This is a genomic window from Shewanella sp. MEBiC00475, from assembly GCF_005234075.1.
In the GTDB taxonomy this organism is placed as follows: domain Bacteria; phylum Pseudomonadota; class Gammaproteobacteria; order Enterobacterales; family Shewanellaceae; genus Shewanella; species Shewanella polaris.
The window spans coordinates 92,014-117,352 of sequence record NZ_CP039928.1 but is presented as its reverse complement, the minus strand read 5'-3'; the positions used below and the strand labels follow the sequence as shown (position 1 = coordinate 117,352).

General features: G+C 40.4%; 21 protein-coding genes and 1 pseudogene. 4 read left to right on the top strand and 18 right to left on the bottom strand.

Translation table 11 applies throughout. From position 1 onward, the window contains the following. Positions 1-57: 57 nt before the first annotated feature. From can to FCN25_RS00430, 9 genes are all read right to left on the bottom strand, one after another. Positions 58-675, bottom strand: coding sequence for a carbonate dehydratase (gene can, locus FCN25_RS00470; protein WP_137220974.1), 618 nt, complete (start codon positions 673-675; stop codon positions 58-60). Between the two features lie 107 nt (positions 676-782). Further along, positions 783-1,631, bottom strand: coding sequence for an alpha/beta fold hydrolase (locus FCN25_RS00465; RefSeq protein WP_137220972.1), 849 nt, complete (start codon positions 1,629-1,631; stop codon positions 783-785). A gap of 16 nt (positions 1,632-1,647) precedes the next feature. Continuing rightward, positions 1,648-2,376 carry a M15 family metallopeptidase gene (locus FCN25_RS00460; protein ID WP_137220969.1) on the bottom strand — a complete coding sequence of 243 codons (729 nt, stop codon included), beginning with the start codon at positions 2,374-2,376 and terminating at the stop codon, positions 1,648-1,650. Beyond that, positions 2,367-3,512 carry a succinyl-diaminopimelate desuccinylase gene (gene dapE, locus FCN25_RS00455; protein ID WP_175405808.1) on the bottom strand — a complete coding sequence of 382 codons (1,146 nt, stop codon included), beginning with the start codon at positions 3,510-3,512 and terminating at the stop codon, positions 2,367-2,369. The genes FCN25_RS00460 and dapE overlap by 10 nt, the downstream gene beginning before the upstream one ends. Next, on the bottom strand, positions 3,500-3,841 hold the full coding sequence (locus FCN25_RS00450; protein WP_137220965.1) for an ArsC family reductase: 342 nt from the start codon (positions 3,839-3,841) through the stop codon (positions 3,500-3,502). The genes dapE and FCN25_RS00450 overlap by 13 nt, the downstream gene beginning before the upstream one ends. A 276-nt stretch (positions 3,842-4,117) precedes the next feature. Next, positions 4,118-4,627 (bottom strand): PTS glucose transporter subunit IIA, encoded by a 510-nt coding sequence (gene crr, locus FCN25_RS00445; protein ID WP_137220963.1) that lies wholly within the window; start codon positions 4,625-4,627, stop codon positions 4,118-4,120. Between the two features lie 69 nt (positions 4,628-4,696). Further along, positions 4,697-6,430, bottom strand: coding sequence for a phosphoenolpyruvate--protein phosphotransferase (ptsP, locus tag FCN25_RS00440; protein ID WP_137220961.1), 1,734 nt, complete (start codon positions 6,428-6,430; stop codon positions 4,697-4,699). A 12-nt stretch (positions 6,431-6,442) separates the two neighbouring features. Further along, on the bottom strand, positions 6,443-6,700 hold the full coding sequence (locus FCN25_RS00435) for an HPr family phosphocarrier protein (protein ID WP_137220959.1): 258 nt from the start codon (positions 6,698-6,700) through the stop codon (positions 6,443-6,445). A 376-nt stretch (positions 6,701-7,076) separates the two neighbouring features. After that, entirely contained in the window at positions 7,077-8,693 is a 1,617-nt protein-coding gene (locus tag FCN25_RS00430) for a methyl-accepting chemotaxis protein (RefSeq protein ID WP_137220957.1), read from the bottom strand. 277 nt (positions 8,694-8,970) lie between these two features. On the opposite strand from FCN25_RS00430, the gene FCN25_RS00425 reads away from it, so the two are divergent. From FCN25_RS00425 to FCN25_RS00415, 3 genes are all read left to right on the top strand, one after another. Then, positions 8,971-9,681: a DUF3334 family protein gene (locus FCN25_RS00425; protein ID WP_137220955.1), complete on the top strand. Its 711-nt coding sequence runs from the start codon at positions 8,971-8,973 to the stop codon at positions 9,679-9,681. 88 nt (positions 9,682-9,769) lie between these two features. Then, entirely contained in the window at positions 9,770-10,807 is a 1,038-nt protein-coding gene (locus tag FCN25_RS00420) for a LacI family DNA-binding transcriptional regulator (protein ID WP_137220954.1), read from the top strand. Between the two features lie 152 nt (positions 10,808-10,959). Beyond that, the gene (locus FCN25_RS00415) at positions 10,960-11,892 is read left to right on the top strand and encodes a DUF808 domain-containing protein (RefSeq protein ID WP_137220952.1); all 933 of its coding nucleotides are present in this window, start codon (positions 10,960-10,962) and stop codon (positions 11,890-11,892) included. 83 nt (positions 11,893-11,975) lie between these two features. On the opposite strand, the gene FCN25_RS00410 is transcribed toward FCN25_RS00415, so the two are convergent. The 5 genes from FCN25_RS00410 to trmY all read right to left on the bottom strand — a co-directional run bounded on the left by FCN25_RS00410 (position 11,976) and on the right by trmY (position 20,008). Further along, positions 11,976-12,371: a DUF805 domain-containing protein gene (locus tag FCN25_RS00410; protein WP_137220950.1), complete on the bottom strand. Its 396-nt coding sequence runs from the start codon at positions 12,369-12,371 to the stop codon at positions 11,976-11,978. Positions 12,372-12,543: 172 nt separating this feature from the next. Then, the gene (locus tag FCN25_RS00405) at positions 12,544-15,006 is read right to left on the bottom strand and encodes a glycoside hydrolase family 15 protein (RefSeq protein WP_137220948.1); all 2,463 of its coding nucleotides are present in this window, start codon (positions 15,004-15,006) and stop codon (positions 12,544-12,546) included. 78 nt (positions 15,007-15,084) lie between these two features. After that, the gene (locus FCN25_RS00400; RefSeq protein ID WP_137220946.1) at positions 15,085-16,644 is read right to left on the bottom strand and encodes an MFS transporter; all 1,560 of its coding nucleotides are present in this window, start codon (positions 16,642-16,644) and stop codon (positions 15,085-15,087) included. A 451-nt stretch (positions 16,645-17,095) separates the two neighbouring features. Beyond that, the gene (locus FCN25_RS00395) at positions 17,096-19,129 is read right to left on the bottom strand and encodes a glycoside hydrolase family 97 protein (RefSeq protein WP_175405916.1); all 2,034 of its coding nucleotides are present in this window, start codon (positions 19,127-19,129) and stop codon (positions 17,096-17,098) included. A gap of 282 nt (positions 19,130-19,411) precedes the next feature. Beyond that, positions 19,412-20,008, bottom strand: coding sequence for a tRNA (pseudouridine(54)-N(1))-methyltransferase TrmY (gene trmY, locus FCN25_RS00390; RefSeq protein ID WP_137220942.1), 597 nt, complete (start codon positions 20,006-20,008; stop codon positions 19,412-19,414). 331 nt (positions 20,009-20,339) lie between these two features. Between trmY and FCN25_RS00385 the strand changes: the two genes are divergently transcribed. Then, a complete protein-coding gene (locus FCN25_RS00385) occupies positions 20,340-20,804 on the top strand; it encodes a GNAT family N-acetyltransferase (RefSeq protein WP_137220940.1) in 465 nt (154 codons plus the stop codon). Between the two features lie 244 nt (positions 20,805-21,048). On the opposite strand, the gene FCN25_RS00380 is transcribed toward FCN25_RS00385, so the two are convergent. The 4 genes and pseudogenes from FCN25_RS00380 to FCN25_RS00370 all read right to left on the bottom strand — a co-directional run bounded on the left by FCN25_RS00380 (position 21,049) and on the right by FCN25_RS00370 (position 25,165). Continuing rightward, a complete protein-coding gene (locus FCN25_RS00380) occupies positions 21,049-21,486 on the bottom strand; it encodes a hypothetical protein (RefSeq protein ID WP_137220938.1) in 438 nt (145 codons plus the stop codon). Positions 21,487-21,670: 184 nt separating this feature from the next. Beyond that, entirely contained in the window at positions 21,671-23,035 is a 1,365-nt protein-coding gene (locus FCN25_RS00375; RefSeq protein ID WP_368074091.1) for an erythromycin esterase family protein, read from the bottom strand. Next, positions 23,027-23,656 (bottom strand): annotated as a pseudogene (locus FCN25_RS21285) (protein-L-isoaspartate(D-aspartate) O-methyltransferase); the annotation flags it as partial. The pseudogene FCN25_RS21285 and the gene FCN25_RS00375, both read right to left, overlap by 9 nt. A gap of 315 nt (positions 23,657-23,971) precedes the next feature. Continuing rightward, on the bottom strand, positions 23,972-25,165 hold the full coding sequence (locus tag FCN25_RS00370) for an MFS transporter (protein ID WP_137220934.1): 1,194 nt from the start codon (positions 25,163-25,165) through the stop codon (positions 23,972-23,974). Positions 25,166-25,339: the final 174 nt, after the last annotated feature.

The following is a 25,339-nucleotide window of genomic DNA, read 5'->3' as shown; positions in this document are numbered from 1 at the left end:
CTTTTATTTCAATCAAGGTGTGAGGCTAATAGCAAATAGACATTTATAGGGTAAGCTTTATGGTGCAATATTACGCCCGTTAGCACGATCTATTGTCACATCTAAATCGGTCAATAAACCATTATCAATACCATAAATCCATCCGTGAATGGCGACTTCTTGACCTCGGTCCCAAGCTTCTTGCACGATATTGGTCACCACCACATTAGAGACTTGCTCCATGACGTTAAGTTCACACAAACGGTCAAAGCGTTGTTGTTCTGTCATGGGTTCAAGCTCAGCTTCATAAATACGATGAATATCACGAAGATGGCCAAGCCAATTATCAATTAGACCCAAACGTTCATTATTCATGGCTGCACGAACGCCACCACAACCATAATGACCTACAACCATAATATGTTTTACTTTCAACACATCGACAGCATATTGTAGTACAGATAAGCAGTTTAAATCGGTGTGAATGACCATATTAGCGATATTACGATGAACAAAGACTTCGCCGGGTAATAGGTCAATAATTTGGTTTGATGGCACTCGGCTATCTGAACAGCCAATCCATAAGTACTCAGGATTTTGTTGTTTGGCAAGTTGTTCAAAAAACGTTGGATCTTCTTTATTGATCCGTTCAGCCCAACGGCGATTATTATCAAATAATGGTTTAAGAAGTTTCATTGGTGCTCAGATTATTCAGTATTTTACCAGTAAGGGCTTACTGGCAATATGTCATTTTCACGAGTATATCAGCAATGTTTGTCTATCTGGTCTATCCATTGCTTTGATTAATTAAAATTCACTTTGCTCAGAAAATCAACAAGATGCTGGTTAAAAAAATCAGCTTTTTCGATATTAGCTAAGTGGCCAGCGTGTTCAATGTGCAATAACTGGCTGCCATCAATGCAATCGTGCATTAGATAACTTTCCAGTGCCGTTCGCAAATGACCCTGTAAACCGACCGCTATCAATGTCGGTAAGGTTAATGCTTCGACCGACTCTAGGGTGTCGCGTTTAAAAATAGCCATATTGGCAAACTTGAGTAACGGCGCAATTTGTGCTGGATTTACCTGAGTAAGTTGCTCGGTAAACAGCGACATCTCAATGGCTAAAGTCGAATCTTGGTGACTTAATTTACCAGTGTTTTTACTGAAAAACATTTCACTAAGTGTCGTTGCTAATTCAGTTGAAATGGCTTGTTGGTTGGCTATTTGTGCCATATAGCCTTGATATTTAATACAGTTAACTTGTGGTTCAAAGCCAACAAAGCTATTGAGCATGACTAAACCATGGATCCGAGCAGGCGCCAGTAATACCATTTCTGTCGCTATCGCGCCGCCACTTCCGTGGCCGATTAACACGGCATTGTTAATTTCTAGCATGTCCATCAAGCTTAATATTTGCTGAGCAACATCTTGTAAGTTTTCACAGGCTTTAGGGATCGTTTGGCTTTGACCATGGCCCCAAAAATCAATTGCAATACAGCGATAATGCGCCGATAACGCGGCAATTTGAACCTGCCACATTTGACTATTAGCTAATAAGCCATGGCAAAAAATCAGTGCAGGGCCGTCACCTTTATCGACATAATGCAGTGGTTGGTTATCGATGATCTTGCAGGGTAATAACGTTGACATAAAGGATGGCTCATTTTCAAGTTAATTCACGCAGGCATTGAGCCGGAGAGGGCGCGACAAAAAATACATAGTGATTAACCAATTCGGTCAATCGTTCAAGTAACGACGATTGTAATGTTATTTCTGCAACAGACAATACTTTTGCTAGCTCGTCAGTGCGAAATTGACTTAAATATTGGTCGGCTACGGGGTAATAACTTAAATGCCAGGGTTCAGGGCTCACACCACTTTGTTGTGCTTGATAGGGGAAATAAAACCCATAAGTGTTTGCATGTTGAATAAGCCATTGGTGCAAAGCAAAACAAGGGCCTGTTGGTTGATATTCAGCACTAATAAGCTGCAGAGACTGCTTATTAATTTGTTTGGCATCAAACACGTCAATATCTGTGCCCCAATGATGCCTTGATGCACCAGGAAGTGCCGACCAAATTAAAATAGCGTCGATTAACTGTTGATTGGTTAGTAAGGCAAAATCGATAGGCTGCGACGCATTATTTAATAATGTACGTTCACCTTTAGCTTTGGCATTCCAAATATGTACCTGGCGGTCAAAAGGGCGGTAAGCCGAACATAACTGTAAATCTAAGCCCGCTTTTGCCGCTGCAAGTTGCATAGTGCAAAATGCAGCGGCCGTTTGTTGTTCAAGCAAAAAGTCCCCAACAGACAACATAAATTGACCATCTAGGCCATACAATTTACGTTGCAGTTGTGGAATATCAACATTGAATTGTTGGTTTAATTGCACAATAGTTTTTCCAAAATGCTTTGGTAACAATTAGCTAATACTTCTAAATCAGATACTTTTACGCATTCATTCACTTTATGAATGGTGGCATTAACGGGGCCTAACTCAATAACTTGCGCGCCCGTAGGTGCAATAAAGCGTCCATCTGATGTGCCACCAGATGTTTGAGGGTCGGTGTCATAACCCGTGACTTCACGTATGGCTTCTCGAGTGGCATCAAGCAATGGGCCATCGCCAGTTAAAAAGGGTAAGCCGTTAAAAATCCAGTTAATATCGTAGTCTAAACCGTGGGCATCAAGAATGTTAACAACACGGGTAATTAATTCTTCGGCGGTGACTTCAGTTGAGTAGCGGAAATTGAACATCACCTTAAGATCACCCGGGATCACATTTGATGCACCTGTACCGCCATTAATATTGGCTATTTGAAAACTAGTTGGTGGGAAAAACTCATTACCATTATCCCAATGCATTTGTGCCAGTTCTGTTAGTGCAGGCGTTGCATTATGAATTGGGTTATCGGCTAGATGCGGGTAAGCGACATGGCCCTGAATACCATTAACAGTTAAGTTGCCTGTTAAACTGCCACGACGACCATTTTTGACCACATCACCGAGCTTATGGGTTGAGGAAGGTTCGCCAACTAATGCCCACGTCATTTTTTCGTTACGTGCTTCAAGGGTATCAATAACGCGAGTGGTGCCATTAATAAATGGACCTTCTTCGTCACTGGTAATGAGAAATGCTATCGAACCATGATGATTGGGTTTTTTAGCCACAAAACGTTCGGTAGCGATTATCATAGCGGCCAATGAACCTTTCATGTCCGCCGCACCGCGACCATGTAAATAGTTATCTATAATAGTCGGTTCGAACGGTGGGGTGTGCCAACGGCTAAGGTCGCCTGTCGGGACTACATCAGTATGACCAGCAAAGCAAAACACAGGCTCACTATTACCACGCCTTGCCCACATATTAGTGGTATCTTCAAAAACCATAGGTTCAATATTAAAACCAATAGCGGCGAGTCGATTGGCCATCAAGGTTTGGCAACCTTCATCTAATGGTGTTACCGATGGTCGTGAAATCAGATCTTTTGCTAATTCAACTACGTCATTATTCATTATGCGAACCACGCTTGATATTCTGCTATTTTAAAGCCAACCAGTATCTTATCGTTGTTGACTAATACTGGGCGCTTGATCAGGGTAGGGTATTGCACCATTAAGGCAATCGCTTTGTCTTGGGTAATATCCGTTTTTTCAGCATCGGTTAAGTTACGAAAACTGGTACTGCGTTTATTAAATAAGGTTTCCCAACCGACGACATTAGCCCACTGTGCAACCGTTGTTTCACTTAAGCCGTCTTCACGAAAATCATGAAAGATATAATCTATTTTTTCAGCTTCAAGCCATTTACGAGCTTTACGAACCGTATCGCAATTTTTTATGCCATATAAGGTCAAAAGAATACTCCATTAATGTCAATTGGGTTGTCATCACAAGGACTGGCTATTTAGATAAGCCTGATAAGTACCTTAGGTAACATGGATTTCATTGAATGCATTTAGCAACATTGTGGCATTGTGAAGCGGCTTGAACAAGCCGAAGACGATGTTTTGAAAATATTTCACAATCTGTAGCCTAGGGTAAATTAGCCGTAAGATTGCAAATTATTGTGTGGATAAATATTGGCAATAACCCTTGATTAGGCCAATTACATTGCCAATATTAATAGATTGCTACATTTGCACGGTAAAAATAATGTCTTTGCCTGCAATTACGCTACCTTGAGCTTTATCCAATTGTTTAACGTCTTCCATGTTGGCTAATACTACAGGCGTTAATAAACTGTCGACTTTACCGCGCAAATACGCCAAATCGAAAGACAAAATGGGCTCGCCAGCTTTAACTTGTTGTCCTTCTTCGGCTAAGCGTTTGAAGCCATTTCCTCTAAGTTCAACAGTGCCAACACCAAAGTGGACAAATAACTCTAAGCCTTGAGGAGACTCGATACTAAATGCATGATTTGTTTCAAATATCTTGCCGATAGTGCCATCGATTGGAGCGACAATAAATTCGCCCTTAGGATTGATAGCGATGCCATCGCCGACAATTTTTTCAGCAAATACTACGTCTGGTACTTTTTCAATGGCAACAATATCACCAGATACAGGAGCATAAATTGCAATGCCGCCCGTTAATGGCGGTTGACCAGATATAAGTCGTCGAATACGGCTTAAAAATCCCATAAGAACAAGCCTCTTTTATTAATATTTTTATGCGGTTAATTGTAAACGCCTAGGTTAATTTTACCAACTTTATTTGCATACACGATCGTAATCGTGTGCAAAAGCATTAATCGCTTTAGCAATATCATCAATTCGGGTTAACGAAGCTACGTGTTGTGCATGCTCGACATATTGTTGATAATTACCTTTGATTAATGCCACTTTCACATCTAAAAAACTCGTTGGATTAATACTTAACTCGTCAAGTCCAAGTCCTACTAACAAAGGCAATACTTGCGGGTCACTGCCAAGTTCACCACACAATGACACACTCACATCAGTCTGTTTACAGTGGCTGATGGTTAAGGTAATGAGTTGTATTACCGCCGGGGACAATGGCGGATACTCTTTGGCTAAATTTGGATTGGTGCGATCGGCGGCTAACGTATATTGGGTTAAGTCATTGGTGCCAATACTGACAAAATCGAGGTGTGGCAACATGCTTGGCAGGTTGAGTACCGCTGCAGGTGTTTCAACAACAATCCCATAACTTATAGTTCCAAAACTTTTTTGTTGTTCAATCAATTCAGCTTTAGCCTGTTCAATTAACACAAAGGCTGCTTCTAGCTCCTCTACTTGGCTTACCATAGGAAACATTAATCTAATGTTGCCATGGCTTGCTGCTCGGAGTATGGCTTTAACTTGGGTAATAAAGGTATCAGGGTGTGCCAAACTATAGCGAATACCTCGAATACCAAGTGCTGGGTTATCTTCATTATCTTGGGTTAAGCAAGGGATCTCTTTATCTGCACCAATATCAAACGTTCTGATTGTGAGTATATTGGCTTGTAAGCTATGCAAAGCATCGCAATAGAGTTTGTATTGTTGGTGTTCATCAGGCAATGCCTTGGCATTCATCAAAAAAAATTCAGTGCGGAATAGGCCAATACCTTGGGCTCCCACATCAGTGATATGAGATATTTCATTTAGGTTGCCCACATTAGCCAGCAAAGTAACCCGATGACCATCAAGGGTTTGACTGGGTTTGTCTTTATAGATCATCAATGCTTGGCGACGCTGTAATTCTTGTTGTTGTTTTTGTTTTAATTGATCAAAAAGTTCAGGTGAAGGAGCTATGTGTAGCTCACCCGATAAACCATCAAGAATAAGCTGAGTGCCATCTATAATGGTGTTTTTAGATTGTGAAAATTGATAACTGAGTAATGCCGGAATACCTGCCGCCCGAGCAAGAATAGCAGTATGACTGGTGAGGCCGCCAGATTCGAGGATAACTCCAGTTATGTGGGTTAGTGGCAATATGGCAAATTCTGCAGGAGTTAAATCATCTGCCAGTAAGATAGTGTCTTCGGTGAGAGTAGATAAATCCCATTGTAAATGACCATGTAATGCACTGGTAAGGCGTTTTGCCAAACAGATAATATCGTCACTTCGATTGGCTAAATAGGGATCGTCTAATGCTGACATTTCTGCAGCATGTTGATTAAAAATACGATCAACCGCAACCGCTGCCCCCACTCTAAATTGACTAATATGGAGATATAGTTGTTGCTGAAGCTCTTCATCTTCAAGCAACATAATGTCGCTATCAATTAATTGGAAATGATCACAATCTGGACACAGGTGGTGTTGACAGTGGCGTAAATGAGCAATTAGATTGTTTATAGCCTGTGTAAGTTGCTGCTGCTCGAGATTAATTTTTTCAGAAGATAGCAGTTTAAAATCTAGTGGTGGTAGTTGAGTAGTAATCGTTAATGCTTTACCAAATGCGATACCCGCAGAAACAACTATTCCGTTGACTGACATACAGTTATCCTATTAGCAAAGGGTAATCAATAATGAAGCAATTTTATCAACGGCCGCTTCGGCGTGTTCCCCAGAGGCCAATATCGTAACAGATACACCTTGATATAAACCTAAGGTTTGTAATTTAAATAAACTTTTGGCACTGGCTTTCTTACCATTACATTCAATTATAACGTCACAATCAAACTCTTTGGCTTCTTTAACCAATAATGCCGCTGGACGAGTGTGAATACCGTGGGGAGCAACAATAGTGACCGTTTTTTGATACATAGACAACATACTCTGTAATGAATGACAACTAACTACGTAACTCATCCATCATGATTTAATAATGGATCAAGTCGGTATCAATATTCATCTAATTAAAATATTAATTTCAATTATTTAGTGCAACAACGTGCTGCCACTTACGCTTGAATAATACGTTAAAGGGGTCTGGTTAATGCTCAGATATTTAATCTGACGAGCTTAATATACCCTAAAGTGATAATGGCTAAAAGTGATGTTCTGTTGTAACTCGTTCCAAGAGCATTTCATAGTCAATGAGCTAATACAAATGTCATAAAATATATCGAAGTGTTATAGGAAGATAATCACACTTTCTACGTGTAGAGTTATAGCTAAACGTAGAAAGTGTTGGTTAGCATTATATTTTAAATTGTCCTAGTGTCTGGCTCATATCTACGCTAACGGTTTGTAGCGATTGGGCCGCATGACTATGTGTTTCGTTAGCGGTTAGCGACAACTCGGTCAGTTCTGAAATAGTATTGATGTTTTTGTTAATATCTTCGGTTACTAATGCCTGTTCTTCAGTGGCACTAGCAAGTTGCGCTGTCATGCCACTAATATTATCAATAAGCGTTAAGATTTCGATAATTGCATCGCTAGATTGTACTGCCTTTGATTGCAACTGACCTGACTGGTTTTGTGTATGGGCAATACTGTCCATTACCGATTTAATGCCCGTCTGGATCTGGCTAATAATTTTATTGATTGCATTGGTTGAAGTCTGAGTTCTGTTGGCCAACGCGCGTACTTCATCAGCCACAACAGCAAATCCTCTACCATGTTCACCAGCTCGCGCGGCTTCAATAGCGGCATTAAGTGCGAGAAGGTTAGTTTGATCTGCAATGCTGCCAATCACATCAAGAATATTACCAATTTCAGCAGATGAATGGCTCAATGTAAGTGATACAGTTTCTGCTTGATGTAATTCGTCGACTAAACTTTCTGTTTGTTCGACGGTTTGCTGCATCAATTTTTGATTTTGTTCCGCTTGATGCTTCACATTAGCCGCGCCGTCTGCAGCGTCTTGAGTATTTCGTGCCATTTCTTGGCTGGTCGATAGCATTTGGTTAATCGCGGCAGCAACACTTTGGGTTTCACTGTGTATTTGGTTTGCATTCATGTTCGACGATTTAACCGTTTCTAATAAATGCACTGCTTCATCGCTTAGCGTATGTCCAAGTGGCTGTAATGTGGACACCATGTTAGCAATTTTAATCACGAAGTCATTGAATGCATTTGCCAATGCGGCCACTTCATCATTGCCTTCAGTAGACAAACGCTGAGTGAGATCTCCTTCTCCTTTGGCGATTTGTTCCATCGCATTAATGGTGATCTTGAGAGGTTGAGTGATGGAATGATTCAGTAATAAAAAGAATACAAAAATAGGGACAGCAATCACCATCATGATAATAAAGATATCAATAATGATCTCTACCATACTCTGGTTGACATCGTGAACATTCGATTGTGTCATTAAGGTCCAGTTTTGTGCTGAATAATGCTCTGCTGCAACTAATATTGTTTGGGGTTGGTTTTGTTGATCAACAATCGAAAACTCAGCTTGCGCACTTTGGCTATTTTTGGCGGTAGTAATCAATTTTTGATACGAATTTGAATCATTTAATTTTGCTAAATTGTTTATTGGTTTACCAATAGAGCTTTGATTTAATGGATTAACAATGATGTTATGTTGACTATCGACAATGATAAATCCTTGATGTTCATTGACTTGAATGTGACTAGCAAACTGGCTCAATTCTTCAGCTGTAGCATTTGGATTGGCCAATCTGAAAGCATCAAGCGTGCTGCTTAGTTGCTTCACTTGTCCTGAAATTTGTTTGAATTTTTCTTCAATTAAATGATTATATTGCTCTTTAATCGAAAAAGATCCGAAAACAACAGTGCCTATAGCAGCTAAAGCTAACATAATGAATAAACGCTTTAAAATCGTTAAGCGCCTTAATAATTTAATCATTATTAGTCCTAATTTAATGTATCCATACAAAAAGTAATGAAATTATATCCGATATATAAAAAGACATATGTTAAAAAAGTTATTTTTGTGAGCAGACAACACATATTTACACTTGTGAGTCAAATGTATTCATAAAGTAAAAGTTGTTGTATATCAATTGATTAGCGTGCGAGTTGGGTTGATGGACTAATTAATATGCTAATTGATTGTTTTAGTTTTGATTTTTTTTTGATTTACCCGCAAGATTAGGCCAAATATTGAAAAAGGTATCAATGCTATGGATGCATCTTTAACAGTCAACAATGATGATATTTTGCTTAAACTTTGTCATTCCGTTTCTCATGTGCTGTCAAGCACTAGTGCTAGCCAAGTTAGTCATGCTGGCATGGTGCAAAGTATTTCTCGAACTCGTTTAAAACCAGATTTATCTTGTTTCTCTATTTTTGATGGTGGCTTTTCTGGATTAGTTGTCATCAACTTCTCTGCGCCTGCAGCGATTGAGATTTACCGTCGTTATATGATCAACATGGGAATGCCAGAAACAGAATTAGCCTTTTCGCATACTTCAGATGATGTGAGTAATGTGATGGGCGAATTAATGAACCAAATTTTAGGTGATTTTATTGGCAAAATATCCAAAGAATTACAAACATCAATTAGCCAAAGTCAGCCTAAAATGCTGGTTATTAATAAAGAGCTAACTATTTCAGTCGATGCTAATCTCGATAATGCCGTTGCAAGACGAGTCTCGTTTAAGACTGAAAATAATCACATTTTTTATCTTGAATTTGCCATGGATAAAACTGAATTTATTCGCTCTGCAGACTTTGAAGTTGATGAAGAATTTGACCTTGATTCGATAATTGAAACTCACGGTCAATCATCTCAAACCAAAACAGATAAAACAAAAGATGTGTTAAATGATCCTAATGTAAAAGGCCTTGTTGTAGATGATTCAGATGACTTGCTCAGCCAATTAGGTCTATAACCACAGTGATACCACCATTTTCAACTTATTGATTTGGTGGTTTATTCTTAGTGGGAATAACAATAAAACTAAAAGGCTAACCATAACAATGACATCTAAAGCGACTTCTATTGATATAGCTTACCGTGCAGGCGTGTCGCAATCGACAGTGTCTCGCGCGTTAAGAAATAGCCCGTTGGTCAATTTAGAAACCCGCCAGCGTATTCAAGTTATTGCCAAAGAGCTTAATTATAAAGTCGACAAAAATGCCAGTAATTTGCGGATGCAGAATAGTCAAACAATCGCTCTGCTAATTTGTGAAGATCCGACAAACGATGATTCAATGATTAACCCTTTTTTCCTATCAATGTTAGGTTCAATTACCCGTGCTACTGCTCAACAAGGATATGATTTACTCGTATCATTTCAGCAGCTTTCCAGTGACTGGCATGCTGACTATGAAGACAGTAACAAGGCCGATGGGATTATTCTATTAGGCTATGGTGACTACGTAGATTATGCCCATAAGCTTGATAAATTGATTGAACAAAGTACTCATTTTGTTATTTGGGGCGCAGAGCATAATAATAAAGCGGTATTGTCGATTGGTTGCGATAATCATCAAGGTGGCTTCATTGCCACTGAACATTTACTAAAGTTAGGGCGTAAACAGATTGCCTTCTTAGGTGACTCATCAAGTAGAAGCCCAGAGTTCAGAGACCGTTATTTAGGCCATATTGATGCGTTAAGAAAAGTCGCTATTAATGCTGATAGTCAATTGCAGTACGATGCAATTAACACTGAAGCATCGGGATATGAGGCGGCTAATGAGCTACTAGATAAAGGCGTTGCATTTGATGCCATTTTTACTGCCAGTGACTTGATTGCTATTGGCGCAATTCGAGCGCTTAAACAACGTGGTGTCTTGGTTCCTGAGCAGGTTGCTGTTGTTGGTTATGATGATATTCCAGTCGCCAGTTTTGCAAATCCGGCGCTCACGACCGTTAAACAAGATACTCGTTTTGCTGGTGAAATATTAGTTGAAAGTGTGCTCAAATTGATCCGTGGTCAAGAGGTTAGCCCACGATTAATTCAAACTAATCTTGTTATCCGTCATTCTTGTGGCACACCCACTGATAATAATTAGTACCGATATTACTGATTGAGGTGTTACAGAATAATATTGAACCAAGGCTAAGTGGGCAACAAAAAATCAACTTTTTATAGTGAGTTAAAGCTTGAGATAGATAATGTATCTCAATCATATTGATAAGATTGTTTTTAAGGATAAAACTATTTATGGCAGGCGCTAGTTTATTAACCCTATTAGATGATATTGCGACTATTTTGGATGATGTCGCGGCAATGAGCAAAGTGGCGGCCCGTAAAACGGCTGGGGTGCTAGGAGACGATTTAGCGTTAAATGCGCAACAAGTGTCTGGTGTCGCCTCTGAACGTGAGCTCCCAGTGGTATTTGCGGTAGCAATGGGATCATTTAAAAATAAAGTGATTTTAGTGCCAATGGCTATGCTGATCAGTGCGTTTATTCCATGGGCTATTACGCCTTTGCTGATGTTTGGTGGATTGTTTTTATGTTATGAAGGCTTTGAAAAGGTCTATCATTCACTAACACATAAGCGTACACCAGAGATTGATGATGATGCTGTGGTAGCTAAAGCAAAAGCGGATATTGAAGATTTAGCTGCATTTGAAAAGGAAAAAATCAAAGGCGCTATTCGCACCGACTTTGTGTTATCGGCTGAAATTATCGCTATCAGTTTAGGTGTGGCAGCCCACATGGATCTATTAGCTCAGTTTTTAACTTTATCGGTGATTGCTGTTGTTATAACCGTTGGTGTATACGGCTTAGTGGCAGGTATTGTTAAAATTGACGATCTTGGTTTATATCTTGCGAAACGTAAGCCAAGCGGAATAGGGCATAAAATAGGATTAGGTTTGATATCTGCTGCACCTTATTTAATGAAAATTCTCACCTTTGTCGGCACTATTGCGATGTTTATGGTGGGAGGCGGCATTTTAACCCACGGCATTCATCTGGTATTTGAATGGATTGAGCATGCACAAACCGTTGCTAATCAAATCAATGTCGTCGGTGGTTTTTTAGGCATGTTAACCCCTAGCGTGCTCAATGCACTATTTGGTGTCGTTGCTGGTGGTCTGGCCGTGCTAGTGATGAATGGTGTGATGAAATTAATACCATCTAAATCGTAGAAATATTTTCAGAATAGCGCTTTAAATACAAAAAGAGCATAGTCACCGACTATGCTCTTTTTGGTAATAATACTGCTTAATGTCTAAACAGCTAAATTATCATTATTTTCTGGGTTAGGCATCGCTTTTGGATTTGGCCCATATTCATTATCATCTTTACTGTTAAAGCACATTACAGCCAAAATGATTAAGATACCAAGGATAGGTATTAGTACTAATAGTAACCACCAACCAGAATGGTCGCTGTCGTGTAAACGGCGCACACTCACGGCTAAACTTGGGATTAATATAGCCAATGAATAAACTGAGCTAAGTAAGCCCGCACCATAAATATCACTGTATAAACCAACGCCCATATCAACTAAGGTTAATATAATACTAATGACCGCACTGATTAATCCAAACATCCAGTATTCTTTACGACGCGCTCGACCGCTAAAATCAAAATACTGCTTTAAAACTTTTAGATACCAATCCATTTGTTGTTCCTTAACGTTAACTTTTTTAATACGGTATATATGTAACAAGATCGTGTTGAATTAACAAGGTTTTGTTTAAAATGCTGACTAAGAATAAAGCTTTTGTGTACCACAACGGTTTATTGAGCTAGATACTAATAATGCTCTTAATAACAGGGCTCTTGATGTGTGCTTATCTCGCTAGCGTTTGCTTTACAACCGGGTAAAAGTCCCACACTTGTTCGTCGGTCATCGAACGTACCAATTTAACGTATTCTGCATGGGTCCAAGCCAGTGGGGTGGCAGAGTTAGTTCCTTGGCCCATTTTGTAGTCATAGCGAGTGGCATTACCGACACCATCCCAAGCTTGCTCTGGTAACATTAACCCTTGGTTGGCAAAGGTTTCCATGCCTTGAACATAGGTATTGATAAGTTTGTGTTTGCTGTCGGCGGATAATGTACCGTTGGCGTTGGCTAGGGCTAATTCATAATGGCCACGCTCACCAGTAAAGAATGGCCAAACACGTCCTCGTTGATCTTCAGTATTGCCTTTTTCGGCATAACTGAGCCCTGTTACTGTGTCTTCGCCGTATCCATCGTTACCATAACGGCGGTAGCCTGGGACTTTACTGCCATCTTTGGCGGTAAATTGGTATTTAACTCGTAAGTTATCTTCAAGATCTTGGTTGTCTATTAGTATGACGCTGTTTTTAATAACAGGGTCTTGGGCGTTAACCGCACCATAACGGACTAATTCTAAAAAACCACCGTCCAAAATCATCCGCTGATCAAGTCCCGGTTTACCGTTATTATCTAAGAGTTTATCTGCGGTGTTCGGATTGCCATTTGGGCTAATGCGCACATAGTAAGGCGCAATATTACCTTTGGCATCTGTTTCACCTAATAAGCCAGTGGTGGTGACCATAGTGGTTTCAAGCTGACTTTGAAGCTTACGAGCTAAATCGGCATACACAGCGGCTTGCTGATCTTTTGCTAGTTCAGCGATATCGCTTGCTGCAACTAAACCGGCAATTACGGCTGCAGTTGTGGATGGAGATAATCCTGCTTGTTCTTCCCAGCGTTCTTGTTGAGTACTTGGTGGAGTAATTTCAGTGTCATTCCAATCCAGTTTTACGTTACCGCCTTTAACTAAAAAGTCAGCGGCTGGTTTAAGCATGTCGTTGTACCACTGGGTTATTTCTGCATCGCTAAGTACACCTGCTTGCCACAGTTTCCAGCCGAGCATGATTGGCATGGCAGTTTGATCGAGCTGCACGCCAACCCATTCAATTTCACCATCGACGTGAGTTTTTTGTAAAAACCATCCAGGCGTACCTGAAAACCCCGGAGTTTGTTGCTTAACTTGTACTTGTTTTAAATACTCAAAGGCCACTTTAGGCGTTTGGGTATCGCCCATGGCTAAAAATGCCATTGCGCATTGGTAAAAGTCACGTGGCCATACAGCTTTATAGCCAGTGCTGCCTACTTTAGCTGAAACGGTGTCGCCCCAAGGGTTTGAAAGTGATGCGATTAACGCACCAGCATGAGTTTTATCTTCTTGAGCTTTTAACACTAAGGCGCTGGCATAGAGTAATTTACCGTTATCTGTAGTGTTGGTACTCATGCTATTTAGTGGCTTAAGCGAGGTTAAATAGTCTTTCCAGCCAAGATGTTTGTCGTCGCCTAAATAGGCTTGTTTAACGGCATCATAACCCGCATCCAATGTTGCTTGAGTGGTGGCTAGGCTGCTTGTTTTGTCTTTACCAAATCCAATAACCAAGTTAAAACGTAAACTATCATTAGCCTTTTTAAGGGTAGGGTATTGAGCCGTTAGCGCAACATTTCCACCTTGGTTGGTGTTGCTAGTGGCTTGGTAAAGTGAATCGAGTTTGCCATTATCTTGTATATCTAACAGGCCATCTGATGTGCCGACGAACCCAGCGCTAGCGGCGACAAAATCAACATCTGTTTTAACGGTCATTACCGTTGAATTAGTGTCACTTGTGTAAGCCACTAGCGATTGGCCTTCTACACTAGCAATGTCATTGGCGCCGCTGTTATCAATGTGCGGATTGACATAAAGATGTGGTGTAATGCCAGCCTCAAAAGCTGTAAAGGTGATTTTCATCATCAAGCTACTTCTATCGGGATCGGTAAAGATATGTTTTTCTATTTGGTATTTACCTTCAACATCTTTATTAATAACTTTATAAGCTAGCGATAATGGTCGTCCCATATCATCGGTATCTAAATATTCAATAGTACTTATCGTGTTGTCTTTTTCAGTATCAACAAAGCCATTGCCAGAGATAATAAATTGCAGTTCTTTAAGCTGGGCATTGTGAATAAGGCCAAACATGGTTTCGGTTAATACACCTTGAGCTATTGAAAACCACACTTTACTCACTGGATTGACGGCAGTGTCTTGGTATTGGCCGTTAACATAGGGCTCGTAAGATGTGCCAATTCCTGTTTTACCAGCAAATGCCCAAGTAGGTTCTGCGCCTGGCGCACCGGGGGCGACGTTAACAACTTGAGCTGAAGTGTTAACTTGAGTATCTACTGGTGAGCAAGCACTTAAGGCTAGTGCCATCATGCTGGTTGTAATTGCTTTCGCTATGATGCTGCGATGTGTGAATAAATGTGGTTTTAACATGGAGTTCCCCAAAAAAATAATCTTAATCTAGTTACTAGTTACTAGTTACTAGTTACCAGTGACAAAGACTGGTAATCCTTATTGTGTTTGCTTGTCTTGATCTACAAATAGCACCGCAATGCCCGACAACATCATAAATATCCCGCCTAGTACTAAAGCGTAAATAGGTTGGCCATCAAAAAATACCTTAAGCAATAAGCCAAGAATACTGGCTGCTAATAACTGAGGGATCACAATGAAGAAGTTAAAAATCCCCATGTAAACGCCCATTTTTTTCGGAGGTAATACACCAGATAACATGGCGTAAGGAACCGATAGAATAGATGCCCAAGCAAAACCAACGCCAATCATCGGTATCCACAACAGGTTAGGGTTTTCAATAAACATAAAGCTGATGAGACCCGCTCCGCCAATAAACATGTTGATGGTATGGGTGAGTTTAATGCCGACAGCTTTGGCTAGAAACGGAATAATAATCGCAGCAATTGCAGCAAAGCCGTTATATGACGCGAATAACATACCTACCCAATCTGCACCGTCATTATAGGCTTGTGATACCACATCAGTGGTGCCGTAATGGTGCGACGTAACGGCTGCTGTGGTGTAAATCCACATTGCGAATAGGGCAAACCAAGCAAAAAACTGTACCAGTGCTAGCTGACGCATGGCTTTGGGCATATGAAACAAATCATCGACAACATTAAACGTCATGCCTAATCCGTCGCGTGTTGCTGACGATTCAGTGTTGCTGTTTGACAGTTTGGCTAACTTAAGCGAGCAGTAAAGTTGCAGTGGTCCGAAGGTGAAAATACCCAAGCTTAAAATATAAAGTTGCTTATCAAGGTCCCGAGTAACAATTGCGAGGGTGAAAATGGCGCCAATAGCCATCCATATAATCGCACCATTTTGATATTGTTTGGCTGTACGCGTATTGACGTTAGTGTCTTGTGCGTTAGTGGGGTCTTGTTGATGAAATTCAGCTAATTGCTCTGGAGAGTATTCTTTGGTTGAAATAATGGTCCAACTCACGGTTAGCATTAGTACCGCGCCACCAAAGTAAAATGCATAGCGCACAGAGTCGGCAATTTCGCCCGCTGGTGCGGTGTTTTCGACATCAAATACATTGGTTAAAATATATGGCAAGGCAGATGCCACCACCGCGCCGATACCAATGAAAAAGCTTTGCATTGCATAGCCTTGGGTTCGTTGGTTTTTTGGCAAATTATCGCCGACAAAAGCCCGAAACGGTTCCATGGCGATATTGATCGACGCATCCATAATCCACAACATACCCGCAGCAATCCATAAAGTAGGCGAGTGCGGCATGATAAAGAGTGACAATGTTGTTAATACTGCACCAATTAAAAAATACGGGCGACGACGGCCAAGGCTATTCCAAGTATTGTCACTTAAGTAACCTATGATAGGTTGTACAATTAGGCCGGTAAGCGGGGCGGCAATCCATAAAATGGGAATGTCATCAATAGATGCTCCGAGGGTTTGAAAGATACGGCTGACATTGGCATTTTGCAGTGCGAAACCAAATTGGATCCCCAAAAAGCCAAAACACATATTGAAGATTTGCCAAAAATTAAGCTGCGGTTGTTGGGTGATTTGTTTATGATTATTGCCAGACATGTGACATCCTTTTTGGTAAGTCATTGTGCTTACTTCTTTTAATTCTATTGCTAATGTTAGTCTTACTGGTTTTTGTTTGTATCTTCAGTTTAAAGATTTACAGCTAATCTGTTGCCAATTAGTCATTAGATCTATGTAACGATAGCCAAAAAAATAGCGAATACGCATCTCCCTAAGACGGGTATTCGCCAAGACCTGCGCTTTATTCATTGTCGACTTTCGTCAAATTATCAACGGATAAAGTTAAACAAGGTACTCTAAAACTGATGATCTCCATGGTTGAAGACTCACCAGAAACGACCTAATCCATTTCGTCATGCAATCACGGATGAAATAGCTGGGTATATCCTATCCTCGAGTTCGTTGTTGGTACAACTTAATACATACGTATTCATGCCTTTTGGATAACTTAACACATACGCTTTATTAACATCTTCAAGGCTTAATTTGCTTAAAGCGCTTTAAAACGAATTGCCGTACCACCACTAGCAGCTAATGATAAATTTAGGGTGTCTTTTGCTGTAACGTTTTTAGACTCAATCACATAATCATAAGGGTTTGTTAGCCAATCCGCTTTATCACCGTCACGATAAATTGTGGCTTGATAATGTTTACCTGGTGTTAAAAAGTTAAGCTTTAGCGTCAATTTTCGTGAGTTTTCATCTGTTAATGCGCCTAGATACCAGTCTTCTGTACCGCGTTGTTTTCTTGCAAAGGCAACATAATCGCCAATTTCACCCGCAAGGGCGATACTGTCGCTCCAATCCGTTGGTACATCTTGAATAAATTGAAATGCATCTAAGCGTTGTACATAATTACGTGGTAAATCTGCAGCCATTTGAATTGGGCTGTACAACACAACATATAAGGCTAATTGTTTTGTGAGCGTGGTTTTGACTCGGTTAACCGCATCTAAACCTTCAGGCGCTAAATTAAAGATCCCAGGAGTGAAGTCCATCGGCCCAGCTAGCATACGAGTATAAGGTAGAATTGCCGTATGTTCTGGAGTATTGGGTGGGCTTCCCCATGCATTAAACTCTTGGCCTCGAGCGCCTTCGCGTGCTATCCAATTTGGGTAAGTGCGGCGCAGGCCGGTATCTTTAATCGGTTCGTGAGTATTAATGCTAATGCCACGTTTTGCGGCTTCGGTAACGCTATGTAGATATTCGTTAACCATAAATTGGCTATCGTGCCATTCATGTCTAATGATGCCATTTTCATCTATTCGTTTAATATCACCACCGTCTGCAACATAACCTGTCTTAACTTGAGTTACGCCATGCTCTTGATACATATCATAGGCATCACTCATTTGATTACGATAATTGGTTACCGAGCCTGAGGTTTCATGGTGACCGATTAAACGGACATTTTTACTGTGCCCGTATTGAGTAATTTCATCGATATCAAAATCAGGATAAGCTTTAGTAAAACTAAACACATCGCCGTTATCGAACCAACTACCATCCCAGCCTTCATTCCAACCTTCAACCAACACACCATCAAACCTATATTGGGCGGCAAAGTCCATATAACGCTTGGTTTCGCTGGTGGTCGCGCCATGCTTAGGTCCGCTTCCCCAGGTGTTTTCATCGAGGTGCATACCCCACCAAATGCCAACGTATTTACCTGGTTTCACCCAAGACACATCACCTAATTTATTGGGTTCGTTAAGGTTAAGGATCAGGTCTGAGTTAAGCAGACCTGGGGCATCTTTAGCTATTTGAATCGTACGCCATGGTGTTGAAAATCCAGGTTGAGTCTTCACGCGAATACCGTCCGACCATGGCGTTAAATCAGCACGTAAAATACCGTCGCGACCTTGATTAAGCACCATAGCAGCATAGTCGGTGAGGGCGGCTTCATGGATACTCAGATGCACGCCATCGGCCGTTCTAAAGGTCATTGGTGTGTGGGCTCGGTCGATTTTATCAAGCGAAGTTGTACGGTATAAATATTCGTAACGGTTCCAACCGCGCCCTGGGATCCACCATGCGGTAGTATGTTGTGGATCTGGAATCGTAAATTCAGTTAATTCGTCGGTAATATTCAGTTTGGGAGTGTTATTGAGTCCAGCTTGTTTTGGCACCAAGTAGCGAAAACCAATACCGTCGTTAAAGGCTTTAAATTCAATATCAAAATCGACTTTGCCGTTACTCAGGGTCGTCACTATGCGATTGTAATTATCACGAACATTCTCACGCTCACCCCAAGGTTGCTGCCAAGTTTGGTCAACACTGTTGGTGGTGACATTTTTTATACTGAAATCTACCCCAAATTCACCTAATTGCTGAAATACCAAGCCAAGTTTACTCGGGTTAACCACGGTTTTACCGTTGAAGCTCACTTGATATTCAGGACGACCATTGTCATCAGTCAAACTGATGTTGATGTGTTTGTCTGGGGATTCGACGTTAACCGTTTTAGCTTGCACTATGCTAGGGACGGTAAGAGTTGCAAATGCTATTGCACTAGACAACACCATAATATTGGGAATAAAGCTTAAATGAGCTGTTGAGGTCGTAGAATGAGTCGAGTTAACGCGCGCCATACAAAATCCTTGTTGTTTATTATTTTATCTTTTCAACAAGCAATATATGACGCTTTTAGATTTTACAGCAAAGATCTGCATACGTATTCAGGGAGTGAATGCAACGTTATTGCAAATAAAATGCTTCTCGATCTTCTATAAATTCATGATTAATATAGTGTTACTGGAGAGAATAGAAGGATGCTAGATACAATTACTCACCGCAGGAGATCACCATTACAATCTCATATCTAACTCATTATGGATCAACACCACGCATTGCGACGCAAACAGCATTCTAGGCCCTAAATTTATGTGTTGAGTACCCAGTCGCTTTAAGCTATTAAAGCTCTTTTTAGGCATGGGAATATGATCTGTCAGTAGAAAACAAGGATTGTCAGCAAACTCAATCTCTCGTACTGGAGTGCCTTTTTTCTCTAACATATACAGTTGATAGTCTTCCGCTAACTCTTGCACTAATTTTTCAAAACTCACTGTCCGCACGGTAATACCTGGCTCAACCTCGCGCAATTGTTCTTTCGTCATCCCCTTAGATGCTGTTAAGGCTTTGGCGATTTTATTAGTGAGATTCTGCTCATGAAAGCCACCAATATGACCTAATTCACTTGAACGAAAGCAAATGGTGCGCGAAAAATCGAGGGTGCTTTCTAACACTAAATACACCACCACATCATCTCGATGAGATTGGGCGACAAAAATAGTATTCATTAACGTATGGGCTAAAATTTCAGTGTGGGCCGATTGACCTATACCAGCCAAAAACTGCTGACTATCGACAGGAGCCGCTCTGGCTCGAACTACAAAAGCGCGCATTGTAAATCCTAATGAGGAAAATTGGAGCAATAAGTTTGATAACTGATTGGATAATCAATCAGCTATTGCGCATGATATTAACCGTATTATCACAGCTTTACACCTGACTGTAACGCGTTTAAGGCATTAGGGTTAATTTGATTGTTAACTGGGTAGTACCTTTGCCTAATAAGTTTGTCTCAATAACCACTAAACGTTATGTTATTAATACTGTTGAATCGATATTACCTAAAAAGTTAATCGCAACAATACAGGTCATAATATTACTTTTTTACACATGTAAATTTTGCTACAAACTTCATATTCTCAAATCACAAACTCAAGGATGTTTATGATAATTATTAGGAAAGCACTTGAGTCTGATGTTCAAGCTATTTACACCTTGAGAAATCGAGCCATTATTGAAAAATGCTCAGGTTTTTACAATTCACAGCAATTGGCATTATGGACTCAAGGCGATATTTCAGCTGTCTTGATTAACGATATTGTGGATTCTTTCTACGTTTCATTACTTAATGGTAAGGTTATTGGTTGTGGCAAAGTTAACCTCGAAACCGGAATGATCGATGCAATTTTTGTTGACCCCGACTATTTTGGTCAAGGGGCTGCTAAGTTGATGTTGGCATTTCTCGAAAGACTTGCGTTAGAAAATGATCTGGAATTATTAACACTCGAATCTACGCTAAATGCAGCAGGATTTTATCACGCTTGTGGTTTTGTGGGGGATGAAGTGTCGACTTATCATTCACCGCGAGGGATTAGCTTGGATTGTATTGCTATGCAGAAATTTTTATAAAGAGTGGTTAGTTAGAAACGACATAACGTGTGTTTATAGTTATGCGGCGTTGCTATCAGGTTTTGCTATAAGATGTTGATAATTATGGTTTATATTACTTGCTTTAGCGCTAATTTATTTCAGAATAACAGTGGTAAAAGGAAAAGATTTTGTCATCATCAATAAAATTTTTAGTTTTCTCCTTAGCCTTCAGCTTAGCTTATTCCGCTCACACAATAATCAGCTAGTTCATGATATCAATAGGTTATGAAGATGAGGACGTTTCGGCCTCTTTTTGTACTTTAAGCAAGGTCATTAGTTGCGTATTGAGCATCATAATCTTGTTATCTATCATTTTAAGCTGATCTTGAGCTTGTGGTGAATTATCTCCAGCAAGATCTCGACGTTGTTCTTGTAACTCTTTTATTTGTTCTTTTAGCTTATCAATCAATTTTTCATTTTCAGTGCGCGTATCGGCTTGTTCACTTTGTTGAATTTCAGCGCTGGAGGCATTTTTATGCATAGTGGCACCCAGTTCAGTGGATAATTTCTTTTGGCCTTCATCTGAAATAGAGACTGTATCAGATTGCGTATCCTGTGAGCTTGATGAGTCTAGTGGAACAAAATCAGATGTTAATCTGACTTGGGCTTTTTGCAGATTATCAGTAATCGAAGTCGTTGAGCCTAAACCTGAAATGTTCATTGTTAAGCCTTTTCCAGAAGATGATATGTATTATCGACCTTGATGCAAAAGGCTTTAGTTATGGTTGATCACTTTAACCGTCATTATTTGTATAAGCCCCATTGCATTGGGGCTTTTTACCTTTTACAAAATAATCCGGCTGTAGTGCAATTGATTAAGTCACAATATGTCCATTATTGATGCTCTAAAGACCAAATGGGAAAGTATCGGGCATACCTTGTATTGTTTCCTTTGCCAAAGGTTCTACTGCGCGGGTTTCATCGAACCAGATGTATTCATCAAATTGATTCGGTAACGAGGCGTAAAAATAATGGCTTTGTAATTCGGTTTCAGGTCGATAAATGACACCTATGGCACGTTCGAGTCGTTCGGCAAGCAACTTTTTGCGTGTAATCTCTTTGAGTGGTTTACGCAAAGGTAATAAAAAGTTATCGGTAGAGACTTCATGGCATAAGCGTTCATAGCTGTCGATGTGTGCTGGTTGTACTTGTTTTATTTCCATCGGTCCTCCCCATTCAGAGGCGGCAGCTACCGTACCATGGTCCGTACCAAAACCGATATTATAGGCCTTGTCACCATATTCTTGCCTTGCAAGTTGTCCAATATTTAATTCACCACGGGCACTCATCTGTGTCGCTCTTGCATCTCCAACATGTGAATTATGTTCCCATATGACGGCTTTAGATTGTGGTCCTCTAAATTTAATAACCGATTGTAAAGTGTCAAACATATGTTGGTCGCGCTGATTCCATGAGCTATTTTCGGCATAATACATGGTGCGATAATAGCGTTCAGCATCAGTGACTAGGCGGGCATTCTGCTCTGCATTGAAGAACTGTTCTCCATCTGCTTGAGAATATTCCATGCGTTTATGCAATAAATCCTTCAGCGTGGCAATGACATCCGTTTCACATTCCCTATATTGTTTGGTCATTGTAACTTGTCCATACATACCTGGATCGCTTGCCCACGGCATTAGGCAGCCATAGCGTACTCGAGCCACCTCTGCTGTTTTAGGGTCTACTTTGTCTAGGTAGTTCAGTACGGCTTCGATTGAACTAAATAAGCTGTACAGATCGAGTCCATAAAAACCCACTTGATGACTAGGATCTTTGGTTTTCTTATTGTGTGCTTTTAACCAGTGACTAAATTCCAGTACCGAATGGTTTGCCCACATCCATGTAGGAAAACGAGAAAAAGGTTTGCTCTCCAGCAAAGGATCAGGCTCTGTCCCATGTATATAATGATCTAAATGTGCCGCATCTGGCCAGTCGGCCTCTACTGCCACAATGGTAAAGCCTTTCTTTTCGATGAGTTCTTGTGTGATACGTGCACGCATTTCATAAAATTCGGCAGTACCATGAGAGGCTTCACCGAGTAATACCACCTGGCTATCACCGATGCGCGTCATTAAATTATCCAGATTAACATCATCAATACGGGCAAAATGTTCACTGGATTGATAGATCAATTCAGGCAAACTTGCTTCTGCTATGTTTTGTGCAGGTTTTGTTGCTGCTTCATCTTCCCAACCCGCAGCGCCAATCAAAGGTACAAACCGAACACTTCCTAAATCTTCTTGTTGATATTCATTTTCACCGATACGTCGAATACGCAGCAATGTTAGCGAGTGTAAATTTGATCCAACCGGAATGACCAAACGCCCACCGATGGCTAATTGTTGTTTAAGTGTTTCGGGAACGTCTGGCCCTCCTGCTGCAACAATAATGGCATCAAAAGGAGCGTGTTCAGGCCAGCCCAATGTGCCATCGCCATATAATACTTGGACATTTTTGTAGTCGAGGTCTTTAAGTCGGATGCGTGCAGAATCGGCAAGAATTTTATGTCGCTCAATGGTATACACATAATCAGCTATTTCAGCTAAAACGGCTGCTGCATATCCGGAACCGGTTCCCACTTCAAGTACGCGTTCATCGCCTTGTAATTCTAGTGCCGCAGTCATGAGGGCAACGATATAAGGCTGCGAGATTGTTTGTCCAGCCTCAATAGGGAGTGGGGAGTCACTATAAGCAAACTCAACCAGTTCTGTAGGTACAAAATTCTCTCGTGGTACAGCATTGACGGCATCTAGTACCACTTGATCTTGTAAACCACGAGCCTGCAACTGATAATCTATCATTTGTTTTCTTAGGCTTTCGAATCTATTCATTGTTGATTCTCCTAATGTTAACTAATCAATTTTGACCATTGATAATTAACTATATCAGTTGCTTTAACCCGATAAAGATTAGTGTATAAAATAGGCAAATTTAGTGAAATCAAAGCATAATCATTAACACTGCCAACCCAATTGGTTGACTAATATTTAACCGTTTTAGTCGTTTTGAGTTACTTTTAGTTATTTTCATGCATGAACGAGGAACCAAGATAAACTCCATCTTAATGTAGATGGATCATTTAACTAAAAATAATGTATTTGCGTTGTCTGCCAAGGATTTCCAGATCATATGAGTAACCGTGAGGGTTATATATTGAAAGAAGTAATAGGATTATTTTCATGTTTATAAGTTGGTTTATTCCAAATCCAAAAAGCCAGTACCAACAAAAGTATGGTCATGCCAGAAAGCGAAAATAGGATAACCGTTTCAAATCCAAATTGTGTCCACAATTGGCCAACCATAATGGCTCCGAGCGAACTGGTTAATGCAACACCACCATAGAAGATGCCATATACAAAAGCTTTGCTAATAGCATATTGTGATATATAGGCTCTGATTGTATTGAGTGACATAACCGTAAACATTCCCAATAAAATAAAACACAGCCATAAACATTCTTGCCATAAGGCTAGGATGGATAGGGTGCCAAATACAAAGGCAATTAACAGCATTTTATGGTTGCCAATTTTGTCCGTTATGACACCGCTATAATAACTGAATAAGGTTTGCGTTAACGTCAGGGTGATGATAAATAAGGGAATAGTGGAGATGGAATAACCCGCTTCTTTAACTTTAATGATCAGAAACTGATCACTCAATATAAAAAATAGGGAAGCAAAATAAATGATAATCAAAGGCAATAAGCGCATGTCTTGTTGATTGATTACCGCTTTGCGTTTTTCATCTTTAGCTTTAATTGAAACAGGAATATCTTTGACCAAAAATAACGCAATAGCGCTGGCCATGAGACCTGGGATCAAAGTGGCGGCGAATATTAGTCGAATGCTGTCTTTATCCAGTGTAAACCACGTGAGGATGAGGAAAATACAGATAGCGCCGCCAAGTTCTCCTGCGATATCCATTGTTTTGTGAAAGCCAAAGGTTTTGCCGGAGCTATTTGTTTCACTGAAGGCGCTGATTAATGCATCTTTGGGGGCGCTGCGGACGGCTTTACCCATACGCTCTACGCCACGGATGATTGCTACTCCTAGATAACCCTGCGTCAATGCCAACATTGGCTTGGTAAGTGCGGAGATAAAATAACCGCTTACGACCAAAGGTTTCACTAGCGTAAAACGGTCACTTAGATAACCAAATAATATTCTAAAGAAATAAGAGATAAAGCTTGCCGCAGCGATAATAATGCCTAACTTATCGACGCCTTCGTTGAGGATATAAACAACATATAAAGGCAGTAGCGTTGTGACCATAGACGATGCGAAATCAGTAAAAAAACTGACCCACCCGAGATAGATGATGTTGTTGTTAATATGCCGCATAGTCGTTGAATTATCATCCTCGCGAATTGTACGATAAATCTTTATATACCTACTTTGACCGACAAGTCATCAAAGAAACAATAAGATTAGTATTCCTTGAATAGCGAACCTAATCGTTAATGGTTTTAGATTGTTATCATTGATTCAAATATAGCACTATGTATGGGATTGAAA

Coding starts and splice junctions, on each gene's coding strand:
- trmY (WP_137220942.1), bottom strand. CDS start 20,008: ATGCGCGCTTTTGTAGTTCGAGCCAGAGCGGCTCCTGTCGATAGTCAG.
- FCN25_RS00395 (WP_175405916.1), bottom strand. CDS start 19,129: ATGGTGTTGTCTAGTGCAATAGCATTTGCAACTCTTACCGTCCCTAGC.
- FCN25_RS00400 (WP_137220946.1), bottom strand. CDS start 16,644: ATGTCTGGCAATAATCATAAACAAATCACCCAACAACCGCAGCTTAAT.
- FCN25_RS00435 (WP_137220959.1), bottom strand. CDS start 6,700: ATGTATCAAAAAACGGTCACTATTGTTGCTCCCCACGGTATTCACACT.
- FCN25_RS00415 (WP_137220952.1), top strand. CDS start 10,960: ATGGCAGGCGCTAGTTTATTAACCCTATTAGATGATATTGCGACTATT.
- FCN25_RS00370 (WP_137220934.1), bottom strand. CDS start 25,165: ATGCGGCATATTAACAACAACATCATCTATCTCGGGTGGGTCAGTTTT.
- FCN25_RS00420 (WP_137220954.1), top strand. CDS start 9,770: ATGACATCTAAAGCGACTTCTATTGATATAGCTTACCGTGCAGGCGTG.
- crr (WP_137220963.1), bottom strand. CDS start 4,627: ATGGGATTTTTAAGCCGTATTCGACGACTTATATCTGGTCAACCGCCA.
- FCN25_RS00465 (WP_137220972.1), bottom strand. CDS start 1,631: ATGTCAACGTTATTACCCTGCAAGATCATCGATAACCAACCACTGCAT.
- FCN25_RS00380 (WP_137220938.1), bottom strand. CDS start 21,486: ATGAACATTTCAGGTTTAGGCTCAACGACTTCGATTACTGATAATCTG.
- FCN25_RS00410 (WP_137220950.1), bottom strand. CDS start 12,371: ATGGATTGGTATCTAAAAGTTTTAAAGCAGTATTTTGATTTTAGCGGT.
- can (WP_137220974.1), bottom strand. CDS start 675: ATGAAACTTCTTAAACCATTATTTGATAATAATCGCCGTTGGGCTGAA.
- FCN25_RS00405 (WP_137220948.1), bottom strand. CDS start 15,006: ATGTTAAAACCACATTTATTCACACATCGCAGCATCATAGCGAAAGCA.
- FCN25_RS00385 (WP_137220940.1), top strand. CDS start 20,340: ATGATAATTATTAGGAAAGCACTTGAGTCTGATGTTCAAGCTATTTAC.
- FCN25_RS00430 (WP_137220957.1), bottom strand. CDS start 8,693: ATGATTAAATTATTAAGGCGCTTAACGATTTTAAAGCGTTTATTCATT.
- ptsP (WP_137220961.1), bottom strand. CDS start 6,430: ATGTCAGTCAACGGAATAGTTGTTTCTGCGGGTATCGCATTTGGTAAA.
- FCN25_RS00425 (WP_137220955.1), top strand. CDS start 8,971: ATGGATGCATCTTTAACAGTCAACAATGATGATATTTTGCTTAAACTT.